A 25,485-nucleotide genomic window follows, 5' to 3' on the forward strand; every position below is an offset into this window, starting at 1 on the left:
CTCAACGCCCCAAGAAGTTAACCGACTACTCTATATCGCTTTTTTATTACTCCTTACGGTAGGTTGAAAGACTTTACAAACAGTCTCTAAATCGGAGGAAGTATGAATCTGTTATTGGTTGTTTTGATTGTTCTGCTGATTGCCGGTGGTGGCGGTGGCCTTTATTATGGCGGCCCTTATGTGGGCAGTGGATTCAGCGCGATAATGATCGTGATTATTGTGCTGGTGCTGATGCGCCGCGGCCCAAAACTATAGCAACCTTACATGTGTAACAGGAGATTGTTCACATGCCCCAGTATCTGGGCTTTGTGATACTGTGCGGCGGTCGTGGCCGGATTCTTATCGAACGGGAATAAGGCAGCTGTCTGTGTAGTCGGAGCAGACGAAACGGGTGCGCTGCTAAGATCGGCATCCGCATTCGGTACCAGCGCTGTTTCCTTGGCACCTGTCAAAGAAGAAGATGAGTTGCCGGTAACGGCATTCACCGCCGCTTTTGCCACATCCACCCCGGTTACATTCTCTGCCACGGAAGGCGCAGCGCCAATAGCCGCGCTGACAAGCGTGCCTCCGCCGAGCGCAAGCCCATAAATAGCGTCTCCCGCAATTTGTGATGTAGCAGAGATCGTGCCGCCTGTAAGCGTGCGGTATACACTGGAAACAACGGGAATATGCTGCAGCGGGTTCACAGCATCAAGAATATCACCGAAAGAAAGGCCGGAGGAAGAAGAGCCCGTCGGCGTAAGCGCCGTGGCTGTGGGTTGCGGACTGCCGATGCTAATAGCGTTTGTTATCGTCATAACTTAACGGCGCTCCCAAACCGGGTTTTCAGCACATATAATACCGCTTTACATACCGGCAAGTCAAGTTTTCTTCAGGCCGGAGCCGTTAGCTGACTGTTATGTAACATATTTACCAGCAATACCCGCGCGGCGGGCATAGTCACGTTACGCTGGCTGAACACACGCTCGCCAAGAAAATAGCCGCAGAGCTTGATGCCGTTGATAATATCGCGGATATGTACCTTGTCCGCCAGTGTCCCCCCGTTGCCCATGAAACCGGGCAGAATCAGCATCCTGTCGTGATAAGGCTTACCCGCATCACGGCTGACGGCCCGTCCAGATTTAGGCGATACATACGCCAGATCATGCGTCTGCCCGGTCGCAGCACACTGGCCCAGATCGACACCGAAGCCGGAACAGGCAAGCAGCGCAAATTCCAGCCGCACATATTCCGCCAGATAATCCCCATCATGCCACAGTGCTTCGATGAGCGTTTCAAATGCGACATAAATAGCAGCCTGCCGTTCGCGTTCCACCAAGATCTTTTCCACCAGCGCCGCCGCTGAACTGAGTACGGCAAGTTTGCGTGCCTCGCCGATCACCGTCGCAGCCACAGGATGAAGCAACTCGCAGTCGAGCATGCCCAGTTGGTCCGTCAGCCGCGCCTGCCAGTGCGCCGAAACGATATTGCCTGTCTGATAAATGCCGCGTTTACGTTTGCCGAACGCGCCCCGGTCCACCCCGGCATAAAGCCCATGCTCAGGCGTCAGCACGCGCACGACAGCCGAATTTTCCCCCAGCTTGCGCGATGATAATACGATTGCCCGGTCTGACCATTGCATAGGCCGATTCTACACTTAGCCGCGCAATCGGGCAAGATACCTATTTCTTATATTCAAGCCCGGCGGCGGCAAAACTCAGCGGATCATCTTTCCATTTTTCATGCAGTTTGATGAATAGGAACAGATGGACATCCGCATCCAGCGCCTGCCCGATCTTGCGGCGTGAAGCCGCGCCGATATTCTTGAGCATCGCGCCTGCTTTGCCGAGAACTATCTTCTTATGGCTTTCGCGCTCTACCACGACCACCTGATTGATCTTCAGCGTCCGCTTGCCTTTAACGGTTTTTTCTTCCCACTTCTCCGTCTCCACCATCAGCCCGTAAGGCAGCTCGGCATGGAGCTTCAGGAAACATTGTTCGCGCGTGATTTCCGCCGCAAGCATACGCTCCGGCATATCCGTCACTTCATCTTCAGGGTAGAGCCATTCCCCTTCCGGCATGGTGGAAGCAAGGTATTTCAAAATATCCTTCACCCCGTCGCCACGTTGTGCCGTAACCATGAAGCTGCGCTCGAAATCGTAAAGTTCATAAAGCGTCTGCGCCAGTTCCGGCAGGCGCTGCTTTTCCACTTTGTCGATCTTGTTCAGCACCAGTATCGCCCGTTTCGTGCGCGTACCCAGTGAAGCGGCAATCCGCTTCGTATCATCATCCAGCCCGCGATGTGCATCCACCACGAGAATTACAGCATCCCCCTCCTCCGCTCCGGTCCAGGCAGCATCCACCATTGCCTTCTCGAACTTAGGCTTCGCTTCGAATATCCCCGGCGTATCGACAAAGACAATCTGGCTCTCGCCTTCATTGGCAATGCCACGCACGCGTCCGCGTGTGGTCTGGGGTTTGGGAGTAATAATGGAAATCCGGCAGCGCGTCAGAGCATTCAGCAAAGTGGATTTGCCAGCATTGGGCGCACCGATCAAGGCAACATAACCGCATTTTGCCATGATTATTTCACCAGGCTTTCAATGAACTTGGCAACACCAACCTGCCGCTGGCGACGCAGCCTTTCGCTGCGCAGGATCGAGACGACATCCTCGATCGTCTTTTCCAGATCGTCATTCACGAGCACATAATCATATTCCTGCCAGTGGCTGATTTCAGCAGCCGCCTTCGCCATGCGACGCGCAACCACCTCCTCGCTGTCCTGTGCACGTGTGCGCAAACGGCGCTCCAATTCTTCGATCGAAGGCGGAAGGATAAATACACTGACGAGATCAGCGCGGCTTTTCTGGGCCAGCTGACGCGTACCCTGCCAGTCAATATCGAACAAGATGTCCTTGCCGGAAGCAAGGCTGTCATACACATGTTGGGCCGGCGTACCGTAATGATGGTCAAACACCGTCGCATGCTCCAGCAATTCATCCCGGATAATCATCTGCGCATAACGATCCTGCGTAATGAAATAATAATCACGCCCGTCAATCTCATTGCTGCGGCGTTGGCGCGTCGTGACGGAAATGGAAAGAGCGATCTCCTTATCCACTTCCAGCATACGCCGGGAAATGGTGGTCTTGCCAGCACCGGAGGGCGAAGAAAGCACGAACATCAGGCCGCGGCGCATTTCAGGCTGTTTTTCCATAGGCTTTGTAATACCTTATATTTTACATGACTCTAGCATGATTCTCGCCTGCCCGCAATCGTCAGTAATCTGTTTCTTGAGTGCTTCGATCCCATCGAATTTACGCTCATTGCGTATCTGGCCGATGAAATATGTCTCCATATGCTCGCCGTAGATTTCTTCTTCCCAGTCAAACAGATGCACTTCCAGCTGCAACCGATTTTCGCCGAAAGTAGGACGAACGCCGAGATTGGCTACCCCATCCACCAGCCGCCCGCCAATGCGTGCCCGAATAGCATAAACGCCATTTTCCGGTGTAAAAATACGCCCGGGACGTATATTCGCCGTCGGAAAACCGAGTTGGCGCCCGCGTTTATCGCCGTCGCGCACAATGCCTGTGATGCTGTAAGGCCGCCCAAGCAATGAAGAAGCCTCTTCCACCCTGCCCTCCGCAAGCAAGGCGCGGATACGGGTGGAGGAACAGCGGTCGCTGCCCACGGAAACCTGCGGACAGACCGTATAGCCGAATCCTTCCTCAGCCGCCATTTTCTTCAAATAATCGATATTTCCTTCACGGTTATGGCCGAAAATAAAGTCATCTCCCGTCACCACATGCGACAGTTGCAATTGCCCAAGCAGGATATTACGGACGAATTGCTCTGCCGTGGTCTGGGCAAATTCACGCGTAAAGCGGATCACGCGCATGGCATCCACGCCGCATTCCTTCAGCAAATGGGCTTTTTCGACAAAGGGAATGATTCTGAGCGTCGGCAATTCAGGCCGGAACACGCGGCGCGGATGCGGCTCGAATGTCAGTACTATCGCCACTTTTCCGGATTCACGCGCCAGCGCCACCGCCCGGCCGATTACTTCCCGGTGCCCCAGATGGATACCGTCGAAATTACCGATAGCTGCAACCGCCCCCAGATATTGCTGAGGAATTTTGGATGTATCACGCAGGATTAACAAAGAAGCCTACCTCGCGGGAACTTTAATCACCGCTTCACCTTCCACCACAACTTTGTCTTTCACAAAGCATTGGGTGGTCAGCACAACACGGTTTTTCTCAGGAATAAGTTCCTTGACAGTCGCCACGGCGTAAACCGTATCGTTGACATAGACAGGCGCTATGAATTTCAATGTCTGCCCAAGATAGATACAGCCCGGCCCAGGCAGTTTCGTGCCGATGACCGTGGAGATCAGGCTCGCCGTCAGCATGCCGTGGACGATGCACCCTCCAAACGGCGTGGTGCGCGCATATTCCTCGTTCAGATGCATGGGATTGGTGTCGCCCGAGACACCGGAAAAATTGCGCAGGTCCGTCTCCGTGATTGTACGGCTGAAAGTGGCGGACATGCCCACCTTAAGCTGTTCAAACGCATAGCCATTAAGTTCAGGGTATGGCATAAACCTCTTCCCATTCATGATTTTTTCATAATACGTTGCATAATTTCGTAATTTATGCAACGTTCTTGCCGAATTAATTAACGGGTTAGAATACAAATGCTTGATAAGTTCCGCACCTCCGCTCATACCTTCTTCGGTAAACTGCTGCTCATCCTGCTGGTGCTGAGCTTCGGGATATGGGGTATCGGCGACGTTTTCCGCGGAGGACTGGGCACTCAATCTGTGGCCGTGGTGGGTGACACACCGATTTCGATACAGGACTACAGCCACGTGCTGCATCGCCGTCTGCAAGCCCTTCAGGCACAGCTCGGCAAATCCTATAACGAAGAATTGGTAAAAAAGCTGGGCGTTCCGTCCATGGTGCGTGAAGAGATGATCAACAATATTCTGATGCGCAACGAAGCAAAAGCGCAGGGTATTGAAGTAGGCGATCAGCAGATCCTGAAAATCATCGCCTCCAATCCGGCCTTCCAGGATAAAAACGGCAAGTTCGACAAGGGCACTTATCTCGCCGTATTACGGCAGCATGAGATGACGGACTCAATGTATGTGGGGGAGCTGCGCAAGCAGATGGCTGTCTCACTGTTGGCTGACACTATCACTTCCGGTATCGACGCGCCGGAGGAATTCGTGCGTGCCGTATACATCAATCACGAGGAAAAACGCAGCGCCGATCTGTGGCTCATTGCGCCGTCCGCCCTTAAGAACGCTGCCGCTCCCACGGAACAGGACATCAAAACCTATTACGACGCGCATAGCCAGCAATTCCTGACACCGGAGTATCGCAGCGTAAGCTATGTCGATCTCAAGATCGCCGATATTCAGCCTAAGATCGAAGTCAGCGACGAAGCCATAAAACAGGCTTACGACGATCATGCTCAGGATTTCCAGCGCCCGCAGCAACGTCAGGTGGAGCAGATGGTCTTCAAAACGGAAACGGATGCAGACAAGGCATATGAGCAACTTGCGCATAGCAAATCTTTTGCCGAGGTGGAAAAGAGCGCACCCGTTACCAATAAGGGCAAGACTTCCATGGGCCTGATTTCCAAAGACGGTCTAGAAGATGAAGAAGCGCAGGCAATCTTTTCGCTCAAAGAAGGTGAAGTGACTAAGCCCATCAAATCCGCTTTCGGCTGGCATATCTTCCACGTCTCCAAAATCGTTCAGCCTGGCGCGGTGCCGCTGGCCGATGTACGCGACAAGCTGATTCAGGAAATCCGTGCAGAAAAGGCAGGAGATACCGTATCGCATATGGCGGAAAAGCTGGAAGACGCGATGGCAGGCGGCATGACGCTTGAAGATGCTGCAAAAAGCATCGGGTTGAATGTTGAAAAGGTAGAACAGATCAGCCGTGAAGGAAAAACGGAAGAGAATAAGCCAGCCTCTATTCCGGCCTACGATAACTTCCTGGAGACGGCGTTCACCGTCGTCGAGAAGGATCATTCTCAGGCAATGCAGGGTTCTGATGGTTCGTATTTCGTGCTGCGTGTCGACAATGTCACGCCCGCCAGCGCCCGCCCGCTCGCGCAGGTGAAGGATCAGATCGTTTCCGTTCTGAAAGCGCAGAACACGCAGACTTTGCTGAAACAGGCAGCGGAAGATGCGGCGGAGAAACTTCGCTCAGGGAAGAAGCCGAATATCGCGCTTTTTTCCACTCCTTCCGGCAGCATCAAACGCAGCAGCCTGACGACGGCGGATGGCAATACGAAACTCTCGCCCGCCCTCGTGAAGGAACTGTTCACCCTTGCACCGCATGGTTATACCCATGCCTATCCGGCTGAGAACGGCGCCTATATGATCGCCTCGCTCTCTTCCGTCATCCCCGCCCCCGCCAATCCGGATGCAAAAACATTGGAACCGGTGCGCAAGGAAGTAAAAGAAACACTGGTGAATGATGCATTGGTAAACTACCTGACCTATCTGCGTCTGAAATACCCTGTCTCGGTTAACAACCGGGCTACAGGAGCCGCAGATGAAAGCGCACAGTGATGCATTACACGCTTCTGCCTGACAAGGGTGAATTCACCCAGCGCTTCGACCGGAAGATTCCGCAGCTCGTGAGCGCCACTATTATTGCGGATCTCGAAACGCCCGTTTCCACATTGCTGAAACTCCAGCGCGCAGGCGAACCCTGCTTCCTGCTGGAATCCGTGCAGGGCGGCGAGAATCTGGGCCGCTATTCCATCATCGGCCTCAAGCCTGACCTGCTTTGGAGATGCCGTGGTAACAAGGCGGAAATCAACCGCCGCGGAACGCTGAATGAAGCGGACTTTGAAGCGGTAGAGGAAAACAGCCTTGCCGCATTGAAATCCCTGCTGCGCAGCTCAAGGCTCGACATTCCCGAACATCTGCCGCCTATGGCCGCTGGGTTCATCGGTTATATGGGCTATGACATGGTAAAGCTGATGGAAAAACTACCGGATAAAAATCCGGACGCTATCGGCCTGCCGGATGCCTATCTCATGCGCCCGCGCATCATGATTATCTTCGACTCCGTCAAAGGTGAGCTTCATGTAGTGACTCCCATATGGAAAGAACATGGATTCGCCAGCGCAGAGGTGGCCTATGAAGCCGCGTCTAAAATTATAGGCGAAACCGTGCAGCAATTGCGCCAGCCCCTTACTCTGCCCGAACATCGCGTGCAGATGGAGCCGCTTCCTTTTGCTTCCAACACCACGCGCGAAGAATATCACGGCATGGTAGAACGCGCGAAAGAATATATCCGTGCGGGCGATATCTTCCAGGTAGTGCCCTCACAGCGTTTTCATGCCCCGTTCCGCCTGCCACATTTTTCGCTCTACCGCTCCCTGCGCCATTTGAATCCTTCGCCGTTCCTGTTCTTCCTGAACTTCGGTACATTCTCTCTCGTAGGCTCCAGCCCGGAAATCCTTGTGCGCCTGCGCGACGGAGCCGTCACCATTCGCCCGATTGCTGGCACGCGCAAACGCGGTGCTAATAAAGAAGAAGATAAAGCGCTTGCCGAAGATTTGCTTTCGGATCCCAAGGAAATCGCAGAGCATCTGATGCTGCTGGACCTCGGACGCAACGATGTCGGCCGCATTGCAAAGACCGGCACGGTCAAGGTAACCGAGCGTATGGTCATCGAGCATTATTCACATGTCATGCATATCGTCTCCAATGTAGAAGGCATGGTAGACGACAAACGGTTTGATATGATCGACGCGCTGGTCGCAGGCTTCCCGGCAGGCACCGTCAGCGGCGCACCGAAAATCCGCGCGATGGAAATCATCGACGAGCTGGAAAAGGAACGCCGCAGTTTCTATGGCGGCTGCGTAGGGTATTTCTCGGCAAACGGTTCCATGGATACCTGTATCACACTGCGCACTGCCTTGATCAAGGACGGAACGATCTACGCGCAGGCAGGCGGCGGGGTTGTGGCGGATAGCGATCCGGAAGCCGAATACCAGGAATCGTGCAACAAAGCGCGCGCCGTCATGAGCGCCGCGCAGGACGCATGGAGGTTCGCATGATATTGCTGCTGGATAACTACGATAGCTTCACTTACAACCTGCTGCATTATCTGGGCGAGCTGGGCAAAGAGGTCGTCGTCAGGCGTAACGATGCCGTGACCGCAGCCGAAGTGCTGGCAATGAAACCTGAAGGCATTGTCATCTCTCCCGGCCCCGGCACGCCGGATGAATCCGGTATCTGCCTTGAGCTGGTGAAAGAAGCCGCAGGCAAGGTGCCGCTGCTAGGCGTCTGCCTCGGCCACCAGACAATCGGACAGGTGTTCGGCGGTAAGGTCATACGCGCACCGGAACCGATGCACGGCAAGATCAGTCCCGTCTATCATACTGGCAAAAGCGTGTTCAAGGACCTGCCGAGCCCCTTCAACGCAACACGCTATCACTCGCTGATCGTGGAGAAATCGTCGCTGCCGGATTGCCTTGAGATCACTGCCGAAACGCAGGATGGTATCATAATGGGTCTGCAGCATAAGCAATATGCCATCCACGGCGTACAGTTCCACCCGGAAAGCATCGCTTCCGAGCACGGCCACGCACTGCTGAAGAATTTCGTCGCACTGACCAACTGATCTATCAAGGAACTTTCGCAAGCGACGACTAGCGACTAAGCGGGAGTGAGAGCCTCACGCGGTGCTTAAGCGCAAAAAAATATCAAGCTGCATTCCTGAGCAGATAACTATGCTCGCCATCCTTCATATAACGGATGGAAGGCAGGTTCTCGAGGATCGGTTTAAGCTTCTGTATGGAAGCAGGCTTCATCACATACCCAACCGCACCAAGACCCTTGGCGCGCGCTTCATCCTTATCGTAAATCGAGACCGTGCACATAACGACAGGAATATTTTTAAGCGCGGCATCCTTATGCATATATTCCAGCAACTCAAACCCGTCCATGCCCGGGATGTTGATATCCAGCAACATGAGATCCACGGCTAACCCGTCCTTGAAACGCTGGCGGATAACCGTCAATGCTTCGCTCGCGTTTGACGCCGCAATCAGATTGCATTCCATTCCCGCATCTTCCATCAGGATACGGGTCAGTTCCCGGTCAGACTCACGGTCATCCACCAGCAGTACGGTCGCAAGCGCCGAAGGTCTGGACGGTGAGGAAGAAGAGGAAGGTGTCGTCGTAGCGGATGTACCTGTATAAGTAACGCCAGGCTGGGAATCCAAACTATGTGCCGCAGGCGTTTCGCCCTTCAGCGTAAAAAAGAAGGCCATGCCGCCTTTTCCGGAAGATTCTCCCCAGATTCGCCCGCCATGCAATTCGATAATTTTGCGGCAGATGGCCAGCCCAAGCCCAGTGCAATCTTTTGTCTCACCCAGACGCTTGAACGGCTGGAATGCCTTTTCCATCAATTCCGGAGGGATGCCTGCCCCATCGTCCCGCACACAGAACAGCCAGTCATGCTGGCGCTGCTCGGCGCTGATATGAATACAGACCGGCTGGTTATTATGGCGTATGGCATTGGAGATCAGATTCTGGATCAGTTGCATCATCTGCGAACTGTTAGCATGTACCACCGGCAACGCATCTGCGGTAATAAGAGCACGGCGCTCCTGGATGAGTTTACCCAGATTTTGCCGCGCCGCTTCCACCACATCCGTCATGCCGCAGGCTTCTTTGGTCATCCTGGACGGATCATCAAGCTGCGTATAGAGAAAGACCGTTTCCACCAGCCTTCCCATACGCTCGGACGCCGATTTCACATGCTGGAAATAATCCTGCACCTTGCCAGGCGGCAAAGCCTGCTGGCGTATCAGCTCGATAAAAGCCGTAATGGTGTGAATGGGCTCGCGCAGATCATGCGCCATCGCACGCGTAAATAATTCCAGCGCATCACGCTGCTCATGAATGCGCGCCTGCTGTTTCTGAAGGATCCGGATTTTCTGCTGCAGCTCGGAATAAAGCTGGGCGTTTTCCAGCGCCACCGAGGTGATATCCGCAAGCGTCTGTAATATGTCCACCTCTTCTTTCGTCGGCATGCGCTGCTGCGCCCAGTAATTACCGATAGCGCCGATAGGAGCATCCTGACAGATGGGAACCATTGCCATGCTTTTGACGAAAGTGGGCTGGTAAGCATCCAGCGGGATGCGTGGGTCTTTGTAAATATCTTCAATGACAGCTGCTTTCGCATGCGTCATCACCCAGCCGCTGATACAGGCGCACATCGGAAAACGCTGGCCCTTCCATAACGGCGCCACGGCATTTTCTTCCAGATAATAACATTGATCGCCGTCACGCAGCACAAATGTCGCGCCGTCCGCACCCGTTAATGAGCGCGCAGCTTCACGCACGATGGCAGCCACAGTATCCAGATCGCGAGCACGCGAAAGATCGCGCACCACACCGACCAGATGTTCCATCGCCTGCGCATAAACGGTGGATTTGCCTTCAGTAGCTCCTGCACCGGAATCAGACGGTTTCGCCATACCGCCTACCTCTTCTTACAGCTTATGGTTTGATACCTTATATTATACTCGCCTCCGCAGAATATGGCCAGTCAATATAACCATTAAAGGAACAATTCCCAAAGTTGGACAATTAATGGTTGTGTTTTGTCCCACAGTGATTTGATCGGCGCAACCATCGCAATAACTGTTTAAAAATAAATCAGTTATTCGGCGTAAGGGTTCTTGCTTGTCTTGAGCACCAGCCGTACCGGCACGCCGGGCATGTTAAAGACATGCCGTAGACTGTGTACAAGATAACGCTGATAGCTGTCCGGTAGTTTGTCCGCTTTGCTGACAAATACGGCAAAGGTGGGCGGGCGGGTTTTGATCTGCGTCATGTAACGAATCTTGATACGCCTTCCATTTACGATCGGCGGCGAATGGCGCACCATCGCTTCTTCCAGCCAGGTATTCAGCTTGCGGGTGGGAATACGCTTATTCCAAGTCTCGTAAGCATTGAATACCGCTTCCATGAGCTTGTCGATATGCGTGCCGCGCTCAGCAGAGATGGGCTGCACGAATACACCGCTCACCTGCGGCATTACATCTTCCAGACGCTCGTGCAGGTCGGCCAGATATTTCTGCTTGTCCTTAACCTTATCCCATTTATTTACGGCTACGACAATTGCACGGCCCTCTTTTTCAATATGATCGGCAATCGTCAGATCCTGCTTTTCCAGCGCGAACTCCGCATCGAGCATCAGGATAACGACATTGGCATACTGGATGCTGCGCCTGCTGTCTTCGACTGCAAGCTTCTCCATCTTGGCATGGACGTTGCCGCGCTTGCGCATCCCGGCTGTATCCACGAGCTTCAGTTCCCTGCCGCCATATTCAAGATCCACCGCAATAGAGTCACGCGTAATACCAGCTTCCGGCCCGGTCAATACGCGCTCATAACCGAGCAGCTTATTAAAAAGGGTCGACTTCCCTGCATTCGGGCGTCCGACAATCGCAATATTGATAACGGAAGGAATGGAAGACGCTTCATTCTCCTCGATTTCCTCTTCCGCTTCTTCTTTCGGCTGTACCTTCAATTTCTTTTCGTAAGGCGCAAGCGCATTATAAAGATCGGCCATACCCTCGCCATGTTCGGCGGAAATCGGAACCGGTTCGCCCATTCCAAGCGAGTAAGCCTCGGCAAATCCTTCCTTGGCCTTACCGCTTTCGCATTTATTGACCACCAGTATCACGGGCTTGCCGCTCTTGCGGATAAGTTTGGCAAAAAAACGGTCATCCGGCGTCACGCCGATACGCCCATCCACCACAAGCAGGGCCACATCCACCTGCTCAAGCGCTGCCTGGGACTGCTCCGTCATGCGAGCCGCCAGCGAGCCTTTCGGGGCCTGTTCCAGCCCGGCTGTATCGAAAATATCGAATTCCATCGGTCCGATGCGGCCTTTGCCCTCACGCCTGTCACGCGTAACACCTGGCATATCGTCGACGAGCGCAAAGCGCGTTCCCGTCAGGCGATTGAATAACGTAGATTTTCCGACATTAGGCCGGCCCAGTATGGCAATAGTAAAAGACATGGCAACAAAGTGTTAAGTTCAGTAATTGCCGTGGAATCTACACGAACAGCCCGAAACAAACAACAGAAGTTCTAAAGTCGCTAGGCCGCCAGTGAAAATAGTAGTTTTTAGGGAACCGCAGCGGAGCGTACGTTAAAGTACGTGAGCAGCGGAAGCCCTAAAAACTACTATTTGCAACTAGGCATAGTAGACTTTTACCACATTACATGCAGTTTAGCGTTCTTGGTCACATAATATAAGCGTCCGCCTGCCACCACCGGCTCGGAAGTGATGCCGCTGGCAATATCGATCGTTTCAAGCGTGGAACCGTCTTTAGGGGAAAGTGCGAGCATTTCTCCATGTGTATCCGCCACCAGCAGACGCCCGCCGACCATCACCGGTCCCTGCCAGAAATATGGATCGGTATGGCTGTCTTCATTGCCGTAACGCTGCAGCTGCTTTACCCATTTTACACGCCCATCGGCGCGGTAAAGACAGGCGATTTCCTGATTGTTGGAAATCATATAAATGAAATCCCCGGCCACCCAGAGCGTATTGAGCGAGGAAATATCCTGCTGCCAGCCTACCCTGCCGTTCTGCAGATCGAATGCGGCGGCAAACCCGTCGCTTCCCGCTGCATAGACAATACCATCCTTAATAACAGGATCGCCGCCGATACCTGAAAAGATCGAGGTGGCGGAAGTACGGTGCGGACGGAGCAGCGAGTCGTTCCACAAATCCTGTCCACTCTGCGTATCCAGCGCATGGATTTCACCGGAAGAATACGGCACGACCACCATCGTATCTGAAACTGCAGGCGAGATGGAAGCAAGGAATCCCGCATTTTCATTCATGCCGCGCTGGTTCCATATCTGCTTGCCAGTAGCCGCATCCAGCGCAAACATCTGATTGTCGACCGACAATACATACACCTTGCCTTGCGCCACTTTCGGCGCGGCACGCAACGGAATATCAATCGCCTGCTGCCATACCACCTTACCGTCCGCTGCATTCAGGGCAAACACTTTACCACGTCCCGTGGTGACAAAGAGATGACCGCTGTCGTAAGCCAGACCGCCGCCCAGAACATCCGGCTCGTCTTTCTCCACCGCGCTTTCGCTCTTCCATTTCACATCACTGATATCGGCAGCATCATGCGCTGTGATATAGCCTTTGGAATCCATTGCATAGACAACGCCGTTGCCTACAACCGGTGCGGTATAAAGCGGCTGTTCCCACGTATTGCCATCGCCAATACTCTTACGGTCATGATGGTCGAATCCCTCAATCGCAAGGTTCCCCGTCATTCCCTGCTGCCCGCCAGCAGCCTGGCTCCAGTCTTTGTTCCGCTCAGCATCCGGCACATTCACCGTTACATTATTTAAAGAATCATCCGCTTTGATCTGGGAGTAATCCGCCAGCACAGCAATGCGCTTCCCCTGTAGTTTCGGTGTGTCATCCGAACTGCTGCACGCGGCAAGTACGCCAAGCAGCAACGCTACAGAAAGCTTTCGCAAGCGGAGTTCTCCGTACATCATTTTTCTCCCCGTATCATATCAAGCAGGTTTCCGGCCATTGCACGCTGTGAGGACGGTACGCCCGGATCATCTGCCAGTTTCTGCAGCGCATCCTGCGCTTCCTTATGTTTGCCTGCACGTTGCAGCTGCAGCGCGCTCAACTCACCCGCCTCCGCAAAAAACGGACGATTCCAGGCATCCGGCAGTTTTTGCGCAGACACCTGCAGATGATGATTGGATGCAATCACATCTGCCTGAATAGCGGCCCTGTCCCGAATGGCCGTATCTGCACCGGAATCCTGGGCGATCGCCTGATAAACTTTTACGGCTTTGTCGAACTGGCCCGCATGCACGAGCGCATCCGCCTGCAGCATACGCGCAACAGCGGAGATACGTCCGTCTTTGCCTGCAGCTTCCAGCGCTTTTTCGGCCTCAGCGTATTGTCCGGTGTCGATCATACCCTTTGCATCGAGCACAATGCTGGTCTGCTTTTCATTCAGCGCATGCACATGGCTTTTCCAGTAGACGGAAACCGCCGTCCCGACCACGATCGCTACGCACGCGCCCAGAAGCAGCTTGCCATAGCGGCGCATGAAACGTTCCATTTTATCAGCACGCAACGCTTCATCAATTTCCTGAAAAAAGCTGACATCTTCTGCCATGTCTTACTCCCACTCGATAGTGCCGGGCGGCTTGCTCGTAATATCATATACGATGCGATTGATGCCGCGCACTTCATTGATGATACGCGTAGAGACCTGCGCGAGGAACGCATGGTCGAACGCAAAGAAATCCGCCGTCATACCATCTGTCGAGGTGACAGCGCGCAACGCACAGACATATTCATAGGTACGGGCATCGCCCATGACCCCTACGGTTTTGACTGGCAGCAGCACAGCGAAGGCCTGCCACACTTTGTCATAGAGTCCAGCCTTACGGATTTCTTCGATGTAAATCGCATCCGCACGGCGCAGCAGGCGCAGTTTTTCTTCCGTGATATCGCCCGGTATGCGAATCGCAAGACCCGGCCCCGGGAACGGATGACGGCCGATCATGTCCGCAGGCATGCCAAGTTCCAGACCTAACTTACGCACTTCGTCCTTAAACAATTCGCGCACGGGTTCCACCAGCCCCATATTCATACGCTCCGGCAGACCGCCCACATTATGGTGCGATTTGATCGTAACCGAAGGCCCGCCCGTAAACGATATCGATTCGATCACATCCGGATAAAGCGTGCCCTGCGCAAGGAAATCAGCTCCGCCAACAGCTTTCGCCTCATTCTCGAATACTTCAACAAATGTTTCGCCGATAATTTTGCGCTTCTGCTCCGGATCGCGCACACCGGTCAGACGCTCCAGGAACAGCAGGCTCGCATCTACATAGGTCAGCGGAATATGGAAATGGCTGGCGAAAAGTTCTTTCACCTGTGTGCCTTCATTCTCGCGCAGCAGGCCCGTATCCACGAAGATACAGGTCAGCTGGTCGCCAATGGCTTTGTGCAGCAGCGCCGCGACCACCGAGGAATCTACGCCGCCGCTCACGCCGCAGATCACACGCTTCTTGCCGACCTTACGGCGAATAGCGTCAATAGCCTGCTGGGTAAAGGATTCCATGCTCCAGTCACCTTTGCAGCCGACAATATTATGCGTAAAGTTACGCAACAGCTTCGCACCGTCCGGTGTGTGCGCTACTTCCGGATGGAATTGCACACCGTAATAATGGCGGCTTTCATCTGCAATCGCTGCAAAAGGCGCGGATGGCGTTGAGGCAATCACCTGAAACCCGTCCGGAATCGCCGTGATATTATCACCATGGCTCATCCACACAGGGTAGTTCTGGCCTTCTTCCCATACCCCGCGAAAAAGCTTGCTGTTAGCCTTCACGCCGACTTCCGCGCGACCGAATTCACGGTCATCGGATTTTTCTACTTTACCGCCAAGCTGCTGGCAGATCAACTGCTCACCGTAGCAGACGCCCAGCACCGGAACGCCAAGTCGAAATACGATTTCCGGAGCTTTCGGTGAAAAATCCGCATGTACGGAGGAAGGCCCACCGGAAAGAATAATGCCTCTTGGCATGAAATTCTGAATCTTCTGCGGCTCCACCGTGCAGGGAAAAATCTCTGCGTAGACGCCGCTTTCGCGCACGCGGCGCGCAATTAACTGGGTAAACTGGGAACCAAAATCAAGAATAAGGATACGATCGCTCATGGGCCAAAAACAACTCTAAATACTGATAATTCAGCCGTCATTTTGCATAAGTCCCGGCGCATGTCAAAAGGAACCTTCAAAATCAGGCTGCAAGCGCCTTGAGCTTATAAATCAATTCCATGGCCTCCCGGGGTGTGAGATTATCCGGATTAACGCCTGCCAGCGCCTTATCCACCTCCGAAGGCTTATGAACAGGCTCCACAACCGGTGGCAGGGACTTAAACAACGGCAAATCGTCCGAAAGCTTATTGGCCACCTTTACGCCCTGCGTCTCTTCCAGCGTATGCAGCACATCCGTCGCCCGCTTGAGCACCGGCTCCGGCAATCCCGCAAGCCGCGCCACATGAATGCCGTAGGAACGGTCCGCCGCCCCCTTGGCCACTTCATGCAGGAAGACCACATTTCCCTTCCATTCCTTGACCTTCATCGTCCAGCAGGAAAGTGCGGACAGGCTCGCAGCCAACGCCGTCATTTCGTGGTAATGCGTTGCAAACAGGCTCCGGCAGCGTATCTGGTCGTGCAGATGCTCCACCACAGCCCAGGCAATCGAAAGCCCGTCAAATGTCGCCGTACCGCGCCCGATTTCGTCCAGGATCACCAGCGAGCGCTGTGTTGCCTGATTGAGGATCGTAGCCGTCTCCACCATTTCCACCATGAAAGTGGAACGCCCGCGAGCAAGATCATCCGCTGCGCCGACACGGCTGAATAATTTATCGACCACGCCGATATGCGCACTCTCCGCCGGAACAAAGGAGCCGATCTGGGCCATAATCGCAATCAGCGCATTCTGCCTCAGAAACGTACTCTTACCGGCCATGTTAGGCCCGGTCAGCAACCACAGTCGCTGGACTTCACTCAAGTCACAATCGTTGCCGATGAACTGCCCCTGCCCTGACTTTGCAAGCCCCACCTCCACCACCGGATGTCTGCCGCCACGAATATCGAACGTTGTGCTATTATCAAGCACCGGACAGACATAACGCTGTTCTACCGCAAGCTCCGCCAGCCCCGCTGCCACGTCCAGCGCCGAAAGCGCACGCGCGAGCGAAGCGATAGCAACCGATTGCGCTTTTATCTCGGCCACCAGCGACTCAAATATCTCCAGCTCCAGTTTGATTGCCCGGTCCGCTGCTTCACTGATCTTGCGCTCCAATTCTCCAAGCTCCGTCGTAGTATAACGCAACGCATTGGCAAGCGACTGGCGATGAATGAACTGTTCTGTAATCTTTTTCTGATGAATGGCAGTCACTTCCGCATAATAACCAAGCACATTATTATAACGTATCTTCAGCGTATTGACGCCTGTCTCCTGCTGGTAGCGCCCTTCAAGCGCCGCAATCAGCCGCTTGCTTTCATCGCGCAGCATGCGGAATTCATCCAGCGGCGGACTGTAGCCTTCACGCACAAAATTCCCATCACGCGCTAGCAGCGGCACCTCCGCTTTAAGCGCTGCCTGCAGCCGCGCCGCAAGCACTTCATGCCCACCAAACGCGTCCAGATGCCGCATGATTTCTGCTGGAAGATTTTCCAGTGAAATCAATTGCCTGCGTATATGTTCCGCCGTCTCAAGCCCGTTCTTAAGCGCAATCAGATCACGCGGGCTGCCGCGTTCCAGGCAGATGCGTGAAAGCGCACGCTCCATATCCGGGCACTGGCGCAGGAGCGCGCGCAGATCAGCGCGTAAGCTATTTGATTCTACAAAATATTTCACCTGTTTAAGGCGTGCATAAATCGCCTGCGGCACAGTCAGCGGTGCAGACAGATAGGACATCAACAGACGCGCCCCCCCACCCGTCACCGTCCGGTCGATCACCGAAAGCAGGCTGCCGCTGCGGCTGCCGGAAAGCGTCATCACCAGTTCAAGATTACGGCGTGTCGCAGGGTCAATAGCCATCACGGCATTCTGCAATTGCTTGCGCGGTATCTCCAGCCGCGGCATCGCTGAAATCTGCGTAAGGCTGATATATTCCACCAATGCGCCGCAAGCAGCCATATCCGCACGCGATAAATCGCCGACTGCATCAAGCGCCGCTATCTTATAATAGTCCTTAAGCCCCCTCTCTCCCTTCTGCGAATCGAACAGCACGGAAGGCTGCACGCTCGCGACACCTTTCCATTCCTGCCAGAACTCGTGGCTTGCCAGCTCAGCGGCCAGTGCTTCGGAAAGAATGATTTCGCGCGGGTTGATGCGGGCGATTTCAGATGGCAACAAGCCAAACGCGGGATTACTGACGTAAAATTCGCCCGTGGAAATCTCGAGCCAGGCAAGACTATATTCCCCTGCCACCTTGGCAATACAGCACAGGTAATTGGACTGACGCGCATCCAGCAGCGTATCTTCCGTAATCGTCCCCGGCGTAACAATCCTCACCACCTCGCGGCGCATCACGGATTTGGAGCCGCGCTTCTTGGCTTCCGCGGCATCTTCCATCTGCTCGCAGATCGCAACCTTGCATCCGCTGGCAATCAATGTCTCCAGATAGCCGTCCGCACTATGGGCCGGAACACCGCACATCTGAATATCTTCCCCGTTATGCTTGCCGCGCTTGGTTAGCGCAATCCCAAGAATTGCCGAGGCTTTAACGGCATCTTCAAAGAACAGCTCATAGAAATCGCCCATACGGTAGAACAGCACGCATTCCGGGTGGACGGCTTTACACGCAAGATACTGCTGCATGGCCGGGGTGACGGGCGGGTTTACAGCTACAATGTTGTGCTGCACCGCAGCATTCTCAATCTTTTTACTTGAATTTGCTTCTTCAGTATGGAAATAAGGTGATCCGCTTTGTAATTTCATAAAAAACAGTAGCTCAGATTTAACACTCACGAGAGATTAAAACTCTTATACGCTCCCAGGAACTAATATGGCAAAAGAAAAAGATCCTATCACCGATAAGGAAGCACTAGATTTCCATTTCAACGGCAAGCCCGGCAAAGTGGAAATCGCCCCGACGAAACCGCTCATGACGCAGCGCGATCTGTCGCTGGCCTATTCCCCCGGTGTCGCCGTTCCGTGTCTGGAGATCGAAAAGGATCCGGCAAAGGCCTATGACTATACTGCCAAGGGCAACTTTGTCGCTGTTATTTCCAACGGCACTGCCGTACTGGGTCTGGGCAATCTCGGCGCGCTGGCTTCCAAGCCGGTTATGGAAGGCAAGGCCGTTCTCTTCAAACGCTTTGCCGATATCGACGCGATCGACATTGAAGTCGACACCGCCGATGTGGATGAATTCGTCAACTGCGTAAAATACCTGGGCCCGACCTGGGGCGGTATCAATCTTGAAGATATTGCTGCACCGGAATGCTTCATCATCGAACAGCGCCTGCGCGAACTGATGAACATCCCCGTCTTCCATGACGACCAGCACGGCACCGCCATCATCTGCGCCGCCGGCCTCATCAACGCTTCGCATATCACCGGCAAGAAAATCTCGGACATGGTTGTCGTCGTCAACGGCGCTGGCTCTGCCGGTATCGCCTGTTTAGAGCTGATCAAAAAGCTCGGCATTAAGGACGAAAATGCATTCCTATGCGACAAGACAGGCATCATCTATCAGGGCCGCAATGATAAAACTATGAACCAGTGGAAATCCGCTCACGCGGTTAAAACGTCCAAGCGCTCTCTGCTGGATGCCATGACCGGTGCGGATGTCTTCCTCGGTCTTTCCGTCAAAGGTGCCGTCACCAAGGAAATGGTGAAGGCGATGGCGAAAAACCCGATCATCTTTACGATGGCGAACCCCGATCCGGAAATCCGCCCTGAAGAAGTGATGGAAGTTCGTAAGGACGCGATTATCGCAACCGGCCGTTCGGATTACCCGAACCAGGTCAATAACGTTATGGGCTTCCCGTACATCTTCCGCGGCGCGCTCGACGTTCATGCTTCCGAAATTAACGATGAGATGAAGATTGCCGCTGCCGAAGCGCTGGCGGAACTCGCTCGCGAAGAAGTGCCGGAAGAAGTTTCTGCCGCCTACTCCGGCCGTAAAATGGAATTCGGTCCGGAATATATCATTCCGACGCCGTTCGACCCGCGCCTGATCACCACGATCCCGATGGCCGTTGCCAAAGCCGCAATGAAAACCGGCGTTGCACGTAAGCCTATCGAGAACGAACATGCATACCGCATGGAACTGGCTGCTCGTCGCGACCCGACCGCAGGCCGAATGAACATGATCTTCGGCAAGCTCAAGAACAATCCGCAGCGCGTTATCTTTGCCGAAGGCGAAGACGAACGTGTGATTCGTGCCGCCGTACAGTGGCGCGATAACGGTTACGGCACACCGGTACTGGTAGGCCGTACCGAGAAGATCAAGGCGAACATGAAACGCATGGGCGTCAAAAACGGTCAGGATCTCGAAATCGTCAATGCCTCGCTGGTGGATAATCTTGAACCCTATATTAATTATGCATACAAGCAGCTGCAGCGCCGGGGCTTCCTGCGTCGTGACTGCGCACGCGTTATTAAGAACGATCGCAACATCTTTTCCGCAACCATGCTCGCACTCGGCAAGGGTGATGCGCTGGTGACCGGTGTCACCCGAAATTACAACGTATGTATGCAGGACGTGCGCCGCATTATTCCGGATAAGAAGCACCAGTCCATCTTCGGCATGACCATCATGATCGCTAAAGGCAGGACTGTATTCATCTCCGACACCACTGTACATGAACTGCCAAGTGCGGAAGAACTGGCCCACATAGCAGTCAAAACCGCTGAGAAAGCCCGCCAGATGGGGCATGACCCACGCGTGGCGTTCCTCTCCTTCTCAACCTTCGGCAACCCGATGCGCGAAAAGGCACAGCGCGTGCGTGACGCTATCAACGTCATGGACAGCATGGAAGTCGATTTTGAATATGACGGCGAAATGTCGGCCGACGTCGCACTGAACAAGGACCTGATGGCGCTGTATCCGTTCTGCCGTCTGTCCGGTCCGGCCAACGTGCTGGTGATGCCGGCGCTACATTCTGCGCATATCTCTTCCAAGATGCTTCAGGAACTGGGCGACGGCGTAACCATCGGCCCGATCATCATCGGACTGGAAAAGCCTGTGCAGATCGCTCAGATGAACTCTACGGTTTCCGATATCATCAATCTTGCGGCTATCGCAGCGATTGACGCGATCGAAGCCAAGGCTGGCACGGCTCCCGCCCAAAAAAGCAAGGCGGCCAAAAAGAAGTAAAAGCCTATCCCCCTGTTTCCCTTGCATTGCAGGGGGAACAGGGTTAGAAATAACCGAATAGTTTCATAACGTTACACGGCATAGGCAAAATTTTACTAAAAATTTTCCGGCGTAATAAAACGTTAACATTTATGTGCTATGATGGTTTTACTTGAGGAACCGCATTGGGTTCTGCAAAGCGATAAAAAGAAGGTAAAAGATATGCCGGGTCGCTACGCTGGTTCGCTCCATTCCAGCCTTATATCCACTCTGTGGTGGCTTATAGCCTGCCTGCTCTTTCTTACCCCGCATAAAGCCTATTCCGCCTATGCAAAAGCGACCAGCTTTCCGACTGCACAGGCACTCGGCCTCAAAACCGTATGCGGCGACGGCAGTAACGAATGGGTTACATTGACCTGCGACGGCTTTCCCGCATTTAATCCTAATAACTGCGCTGGCCATAGCGTCTACTCTAATGACGGTCATAACACCAATGACGATCCGCCAAGTCCTCCCAATGAATTCCGCTCCTACCACTACATTCCGGGTAACCCGAACGCTTCCGGCGGTTATATCTGCCGCGAACTTGCGATACGTTACTTTAAATTTCGCTGGGGAATCAATATTGCGGGCGATAATGACCAGCTCGGCGTTCCTTGTGAGACACATCCGGGCTCCAAGGTAATACCGAAAGGCGGCTCTCCTGTACCGGGAGACGTTGCTGTCTATTCTGGCTGCGATGATCCTTTCGGAGGTTGCTCAGGACATATTGCAGTCGTTGATCACTACAATCCCACAACCCAAATGGTGACGCTTGTTAACCAGAATTTCGGCAGCAAGAACGGCTATACTGATTTCAAAGTAACTCAGGCCACCTGTTATATCCATGCCCTGGCCAATCAAAATACGGCTAACACAGATGACAACACATGCGAACCCGGTGCGGGAGCTGCGGCAGACTGCACCAGCAGCCAGACAGAGGGTGCCGGCGCAGGCAATAAGCTCTGCAAAAACAAGAAAGGTGAAGCGATTTATTGCACAACCTGTGATGCTCAGATACCTTATGAACCTAACGTATTCTCATTCGATGGATATCCGGCATTCAACTCTAACCACTGCTTAAGCTACGGAGACACCTGGTCCACAGACGGTTTCAATACTTATCCGAATAAAGCCTCCATTCCGACCACCGATCCTAACTACAGTAAAGCCTATGCAACGGATATCGGTGGCGGCGGTTATCAATGTATGGAATTCGGCAACCGCTACTTCCATTTCAAGTACGGCATAGATCTGCGCGGCAATCCGGCAGATTATTGCGACAGCGGTCCCAACAGCAAAGATCCGGCGGACGGTTCCTGGGTCCACACCAATAAACCGGCACCAGGCGACCTGATGATGTTTAACGGAAGAATGGGCTGCGGGATTAACGACGCAGGGATCGGTCACGTTGCCGTCGTCAACTCGGTCGACCCGGATGGCACTGTGCACACAGCCAACCAGAACTGGTCGCGCCCAAGCATGGATGATAAATCCGCTTACAAAGCATGGCCTTCAAGCTGCGCATGTACGTTCCTCCACGCCACCAAAAACGCTTCTGTAAGTATGGCTTCCACCTGCTCGCTCAAATTCAGGCAGGAAGCTTACTCACTGGCCGTATTCAATACCGGCATTACCGGCACGATCGACCGTAACGGCGATTTGATGGTATTCAGCAGAAACGTGTTTGGATGGGTATGGAGTGCCATACATGATCTGCCCCCACTGCTCTCACCACCATTTTTCAATCATTGGACACCGTTCAATCCGGTTATGCCGCCGGCCGTCGTCAATGCGGTAAGCGACCCCGTGGCCATGCTGCATCCCGGTGACAAACGTATTGAATTCTTCTATGTCGGCATTGACCCTTGGTGCGAACTGGCCAGTATCGCCGTTACCGCCTCTACGGCCGGGCTGGTAACCGGTCCTTCCTGCTCGCTCAATATCTGGCACGACTGGCAGACCCATGCCGCCTGGGAAGCTTGCCTCTTCGGTGCATGCGCGCATATCCCCGGCTGGTGGTCTCTCGTACCTCATCATTTGCAGGACAATAAAACGCATCCGCGCAGCAATGTATCCGTGATCAATTTCCACGGCACCACCATGGTATTCTATCTGTCTTCGACCGATGACGGCAATATCTGGGAGTTGGAAGACCACGGGGGAAGCTGGACCGATCCTGTTAATCTAAAAGTAGGTAAGAATGGTATAGCCAACTTGACCGTAATTGCAGTGGGCAACACAATTCATATTTTCTACCCAGGCCCGCTGATGACGGGTAACACGCCGGATAAGAGTGACGTTCTATATGTATGGCACACTTACAGCAGCAGCGGAAGCAGCGGATGGTCGAAGCCTTATAATCTGGGCGATGTCGTCACCAGTAATATTGCCGCTGCCGTCAATCCCGACGGCAGGCTTGAGATTTTCTATCGCGGGGCCGCAGAAGAACTGAGGCATATGTGGCAGCTGAGTCCGGGCCCGAAAGGTACATGGAATCAGCCCGTCCCGCCCGCCGCTGCTAAGGACTTCTCTCAGGTACTGCTGTATGATCCGTCTCTGGGCCCGATCATGACCAGTGATCCGGCAGTAGCGACTTATGTCCCCAACAAGGACAATACCGGGAATGATCAGCTCGGCACCCCCAATACCGACCGCGGAACCATTAACACTTTCAACGGCTCCGACGCTGGCAAACCCATGCAGGTATTCTACCGTGGAAGCGACGGGTATGTGTGGACGATGTGGCGAGTATCCGACACTCCCACGCATAATGGCATCTGGTCACCCACCATGGAAATCAGCCACGAAATGGTGACCGCGAGCCCGATCACCGTCATTCCGAATAACGACAGCACCCCGCACGTCTTCTTCTACGGTCCGTTGTCGATCGCGCTTGACAGATTCGGAGAAAATCTTGGCATTCCGGGTGCAGGGGCACTCATGCAAATCGGTACAATCATCGCTGACCCCATTCTGAAATGGTGCGACCTCGCATGGAACGTACATCAGGTTGCACCCGGCAGTAACGAGCCCAGGCCAAATTATCCGGGCAACTGGAGTAAGCTGGATATGATCTTCGGCCTGATCAACCGCAATCCAAACCAGGCGACAGTCGGCTCCTCGGGCGCTCCCGGTACTATTCAGTGTTCAGGCCAGCCCCCCGCACAGACCGCCCCCATGTGCAAAACAAAGTTTGTAATGGACAGCGCAGGTATGACCATGCTTGCAGCAGAAGAATCACACCCCTGTCATCCTGACAGCTGCCCGAGTGTGGATGGACATATCACGTTCGGTTACGGTCTCGATCTCTATGAAAACCCGAGCCAGAACTGGTGCGAACTTAACGGCACAAAAGTGCAGGTATGCCCGAACAACTTCTCTCAGGCGGATCTGCTGACATGTGCAAACCAGACCTTTGCTAGAGAGTTACAGGGCTTCTCCGATTGCGTGAACAAAGCTGTTGCGAATTACTGCATATCGCAGGCGCAGTTCGATGCCCTGACGAGTCTGGCCTATAATACAGGCTGCGGTGGTTTGCATTCTTTCATGAGCATGAACGCCGGTAATTTTGCGAGCAGCAACTGGAATGCCATCGGCGCATCCATGCCCGGTTTCAGAAATAATGGCGGCGAATTGAGAAGCCGCCGCCAGAAAGAATGCAATATGTTCATCACCGGCAATCCCGAAGGGAAAAGCCCCTATTGCAATTGAGAAAAATAGACCGTCCTGCATGGCAGGGCGGTCTGTCATCTCTCCTCAAAAATTCATTGGATCAGCATAGAAACGGTCTCTCGAAGGCACTCATTTCCGTAGTGAAGCCACTGTGCTCAGGATAAAAGCCTCGCAGCTTTATTGTAGTGGATACCAGAGCTTCATCTTTCTGAATTACTCCCAGAATATCGAAAAACCCTATTTGAACTGTAAAGGAAAAACTGGGGAATCCAGGGTAAATGAGGAACGAACATTACTGGATCATAAACGAACGTTTTAAACCCGTCTTATTCATACTCGTTGGGTATCATGAGACACCTCCCATGATACTCAACGGCTAAACCAATATCTGCTAGCCTCAGCTGCGCTTACTGAGTCTTATATTCTTTCATAGTGCCGTTGCAGCCCTGGCTGATATCAACGCCCCTGCGCCACTGTTCAAGCTCCATGATACGCGCATAGATAATTTTTTTTCTCAGGTCGCACTCGCATGTTTTCTCCATGGAACCATAGGCATGACGGTACTCGGGAGGAAAAACGGCATTGATCTCGGAATCACGGAAAGCGACCCATGCTTTTTGCGCCGTTTCAAGATATTTCAGGAATCGCGGATCGTAGCTGTATTCCTTGACAACCGCTTGGTAGGTCAGATCGAGCGTTGCCTGCGCTTCGTCGGCATCATGGCAATGCTTCACATTCAGCTGATTCTGGCTTTTAGGCTCTTCTGCTTCCTGTGCACTGGCGAATGCCGGTAACACAAGCAAAGCAGTTGCTAACAATGCGGCTTTCATCATAAAACCCCCAA

19 protein-coding genes are annotated in these 25,485 nt (G+C 53.5%); 6 read left to right on the forward strand and 13 right to left on the reverse strand.

Annotated features, from left to right (window positions below; all coding sequences use genetic code 11):
- Nucleotides 1–102 precede the first annotated feature (102 nt).
- On the forward strand, nt 103–255 hold the full coding sequence (locus VFT64_09355; GenBank protein HEU5048031.1) for a hypothetical protein: 153 nt from the start codon (nt 103–105) through the stop codon (nt 253–255).
- 5 nt (nt 256–260) lie between these two features.
- On the opposite strand, the gene VFT64_09360 is transcribed toward VFT64_09355, so the two are convergent.
- The 6 genes from VFT64_09360 to VFT64_09385 form a co-directional block, all read right to left on the reverse strand.
- Entirely contained in the window at nt 261–797 is a 537-nt protein-coding gene (locus VFT64_09360) for a hypothetical protein (GenBank protein HEU5048032.1), read from the reverse strand.
- Nucleotides 798–871: 74 nt separating this feature from the next.
- The gene (recO, locus tag VFT64_09365; GenBank protein ID HEU5048033.1) at nt 872–1,621 is read right to left on the reverse strand and encodes a DNA repair protein RecO; all 750 of its coding nucleotides are present in this window, start codon (nt 1,619–1,621) and stop codon (nt 872–874) included.
- Between the two features lie 40 nt (nt 1,622–1,661).
- A complete protein-coding gene (gene era, locus VFT64_09370) occupies nt 1,662–2,561 on the reverse strand; it encodes a GTPase Era (GenBank protein HEU5048034.1) in 900 nt (299 codons plus the stop codon).
- A gap of 2 nt (nt 2,562–2,563) precedes the next feature.
- A complete protein-coding gene (gene gmk, locus VFT64_09375; protein HEU5048035.1) occupies nt 2,564–3,196 on the reverse strand; it encodes a guanylate kinase in 633 nt (210 codons plus the stop codon).
- A 15-nt stretch (nt 3,197–3,211) separates the two neighbouring features.
- A complete protein-coding gene (locus tag VFT64_09380; GenBank protein HEU5048036.1) occupies nt 3,212–4,144 on the reverse strand; it encodes a bifunctional riboflavin kinase/FAD synthetase in 933 nt (310 codons plus the stop codon).
- A gap of 6 nt (nt 4,145–4,150) precedes the next feature.
- Entirely contained in the window at nt 4,151–4,582 is a 432-nt protein-coding gene (locus VFT64_09385; GenBank protein HEU5048037.1) for a MaoC family dehydratase, read from the reverse strand.
- A gap of 96 nt (nt 4,583–4,678) precedes the next feature.
- Here VFT64_09385 and VFT64_09390 point away from each other — a divergent pair, with 96 nt between their 5' ends.
- From VFT64_09390 to VFT64_09400, 3 genes are read left to right on the forward strand one after another with little or no spacing between them, the layout of a single operon-like run.
- Nucleotides 4,679–6,571 (forward strand): peptidyl-prolyl cis-trans isomerase, encoded by a 1,893-nt coding sequence (locus tag VFT64_09390; GenBank protein HEU5048038.1) that lies wholly within the window; start codon nt 4,679–4,681, stop codon nt 6,569–6,571.
- Complete coding sequence (trpE, locus tag VFT64_09395; GenBank protein ID HEU5048039.1) at nt 6,571–8,073, forward strand: anthranilate synthase component I; 1,503 nt, start codon at nt 6,571–6,573, stop codon at nt 8,071–8,073. Before VFT64_09390 ends, trpE begins: the two co-directional genes overlap by 1 nt.
- Nucleotides 8,070–8,639, forward strand: coding sequence for an aminodeoxychorismate/anthranilate synthase component II (locus tag VFT64_09400; protein ID HEU5048040.1), 570 nt, complete (start codon nt 8,070–8,072; stop codon nt 8,637–8,639). Before trpE ends, VFT64_09400 begins: the two co-directional genes overlap by 4 nt.
- 82 nt (nt 8,640–8,721) lie before the next feature.
- Here the strand turns inward: VFT64_09400 and VFT64_09405 are convergent, their stop codons facing one another.
- The 6 genes from VFT64_09405 to mutS all read right to left on the reverse strand — a co-directional run bounded on the left by VFT64_09405 (nt 8,722) and on the right by mutS (nt 18,562).
- Nucleotides 8,722–10,503, reverse strand: coding sequence for a hybrid sensor histidine kinase/response regulator (locus tag VFT64_09405; GenBank protein HEU5048041.1), 1,782 nt, complete (start codon nt 10,501–10,503; stop codon nt 8,722–8,724).
- A gap of 185 nt (nt 10,504–10,688) precedes the next feature.
- Entirely contained in the window at nt 10,689–12,056 is a 1,368-nt protein-coding gene (gene der, locus VFT64_09410; GenBank protein HEU5048042.1) for a ribosome biogenesis GTPase Der, read from the reverse strand.
- Nucleotides 12,057–12,250: 194 nt separating this feature from the next.
- The gene (locus VFT64_09415; GenBank protein HEU5048043.1) at nt 12,251–13,573 is read right to left on the reverse strand and encodes a PQQ-binding-like beta-propeller repeat protein; all 1,323 of its coding nucleotides are present in this window, start codon (nt 13,571–13,573) and stop codon (nt 12,251–12,253) included.
- Complete coding sequence (locus VFT64_09420; protein HEU5048044.1) at nt 13,570–14,214, reverse strand: hypothetical protein; 645 nt, start codon at nt 14,212–14,214, stop codon at nt 13,570–13,572. Before VFT64_09420 ends, VFT64_09415 begins: the two co-directional genes overlap by 4 nt.
- Nucleotides 14,215–14,217: 3 nt before the next feature.
- Nucleotides 14,218–15,765 (reverse strand): glutamine-hydrolyzing GMP synthase, encoded by a 1,548-nt coding sequence (gene guaA, locus VFT64_09425; GenBank protein HEU5048045.1) that lies wholly within the window; start codon nt 15,763–15,765, stop codon nt 14,218–14,220.
- A gap of 82 nt (nt 15,766–15,847) precedes the next feature.
- Nucleotides 15,848–18,562 carry a DNA mismatch repair protein MutS gene (mutS, locus tag VFT64_09430; protein HEU5048046.1) on the reverse strand — a complete coding sequence of 905 codons (2,715 nt, stop codon included), beginning with the start codon at nt 18,560–18,562 and terminating at the stop codon, nt 15,848–15,850.
- 67 nt (nt 18,563–18,629) lie between these two features.
- Between mutS and VFT64_09435 the strand changes: the two genes are divergently transcribed.
- Together VFT64_09435 and VFT64_09440 are read left to right on the forward strand one after the other, a co-directional pair.
- Nucleotides 18,630–20,948, forward strand: coding sequence for an NADP-dependent malic enzyme (locus VFT64_09435; protein ID HEU5048047.1), 2,319 nt, complete (start codon nt 18,630–18,632; stop codon nt 20,946–20,948).
- Between the two features lie 201 nt (nt 20,949–21,149).
- Nucleotides 21,150–24,680 carry a CHAP domain-containing protein gene (locus tag VFT64_09440; protein ID HEU5048048.1) on the forward strand — a complete coding sequence of 1,177 codons (3,531 nt, stop codon included), beginning with the start codon at nt 21,150–21,152 and terminating at the stop codon, nt 24,678–24,680.
- Nucleotides 24,681–25,048: 368 nt separating this feature from the next.
- Here the strand turns inward: VFT64_09440 and VFT64_09445 are convergent, their stop codons facing one another.
- The gene (locus tag VFT64_09445) at nt 25,049–25,474 is read right to left on the reverse strand and encodes a lysozyme inhibitor LprI family protein (protein ID HEU5048049.1); all 426 of its coding nucleotides are present in this window, start codon (nt 25,472–25,474) and stop codon (nt 25,049–25,051) included.
- Between the last annotated feature and the right edge of the window lie 11 nt (nt 25,475–25,485).

This window comes from Rickettsiales bacterium (assembly GCA_035765535.1).
Classification (GTDB): Bacteria; Pseudomonadota; Alphaproteobacteria; order Rickettsiales; family JABCZZ01; genus JABCZZ01.

What these genes read in the sequence shown, in the direction of transcription:
- der (HEU5048042.1), bottom strand. Translation starts at nt 12,056, where the DNA reads ATGTCTTTTACTATTGCCATACTGGGCCGGCCTAATGTCGGAAAATCT.
- VFT64_09390 (HEU5048038.1), top strand. Translation starts at nt 4,679, where the DNA reads ATGCTTGATAAGTTCCGCACCTCCGCTCATACCTTCTTCGGTAAACTG.
- era (HEU5048034.1), bottom strand. Translation starts at nt 2,561, where the DNA reads ATGGCAAAATGCGGTTATGTTGCCTTGATCGGTGCGCCCAATGCTGGC.
- VFT64_09415 (HEU5048043.1), bottom strand. Translation starts at nt 13,573, where the DNA reads ATGATGTACGGAGAACTCCGCTTGCGAAAGCTTTCTGTAGCGTTGCTG.
- VFT64_09360 (HEU5048032.1), bottom strand. Translation starts at nt 797, where the DNA reads ATGACGATAACAAACGCTATTAGCATCGGCAGTCCGCAACCCACAGCC.
- guaA (HEU5048045.1), bottom strand. Translation starts at nt 15,765, where the DNA reads ATGAGCGATCGTATCCTTATTCTTGATTTTGGTTCCCAGTTTACCCAG.
- VFT64_09420 (HEU5048044.1), bottom strand. Translation starts at nt 14,214, where the DNA reads ATGGCAGAAGATGTCAGCTTTTTTCAGGAAATTGATGAAGCGTTGCGT.
- VFT64_09445 (HEU5048049.1), bottom strand. Translation starts at nt 25,474, where the DNA reads ATGATGAAAGCCGCATTGTTAGCAACTGCTTTGCTTGTGTTACCGGCA.
- trpE (HEU5048039.1), top strand. Translation starts at nt 6,571, where the DNA reads ATGCATTACACGCTTCTGCCTGACAAGGGTGAATTCACCCAGCGCTTC.
- VFT64_09435 (HEU5048047.1), top strand. Translation starts at nt 18,630, where the DNA reads ATGGCAAAAGAAAAAGATCCTATCACCGATAAGGAAGCACTAGATTTC.
- VFT64_09440 (HEU5048048.1), top strand. Translation starts at nt 21,150, where the DNA reads ATGCCGGGTCGCTACGCTGGTTCGCTCCATTCCAGCCTTATATCCACT.
- VFT64_09355 (HEU5048031.1), top strand. Translation starts at nt 103, where the DNA reads ATGAATCTGTTATTGGTTGTTTTGATTGTTCTGCTGATTGCCGGTGGT.
- mutS (HEU5048046.1), bottom strand. Translation starts at nt 18,562, where the DNA reads ATGAAATTACAAAGCGGATCACCTTATTTCCATACTGAAGAAGCAAAT.
- VFT64_09405 (HEU5048041.1), bottom strand. Translation starts at nt 10,503, where the DNA reads ATGGCGAAACCGTCTGATTCCGGTGCAGGAGCTACTGAAGGCAAATCC.
- gmk (HEU5048035.1), bottom strand. Translation starts at nt 3,196, where the DNA reads ATGGAAAAACAGCCTGAAATGCGCCGCGGCCTGATGTTCGTGCTTTCT.
- VFT64_09400 (HEU5048040.1), top strand. Translation starts at nt 8,070, where the DNA reads ATGATATTGCTGCTGGATAACTACGATAGCTTCACTTACAACCTGCTG.
- recO (HEU5048033.1), bottom strand. Translation starts at nt 1,621, where the DNA reads ATGCAATGGTCAGACCGGGCAATCGTATTATCATCGCGCAAGCTGGGG.
- VFT64_09385 (HEU5048037.1), bottom strand. Translation starts at nt 4,582, where the DNA reads ATGCCATACCCTGAACTTAATGGCTATGCGTTTGAACAGCTTAAGGTG.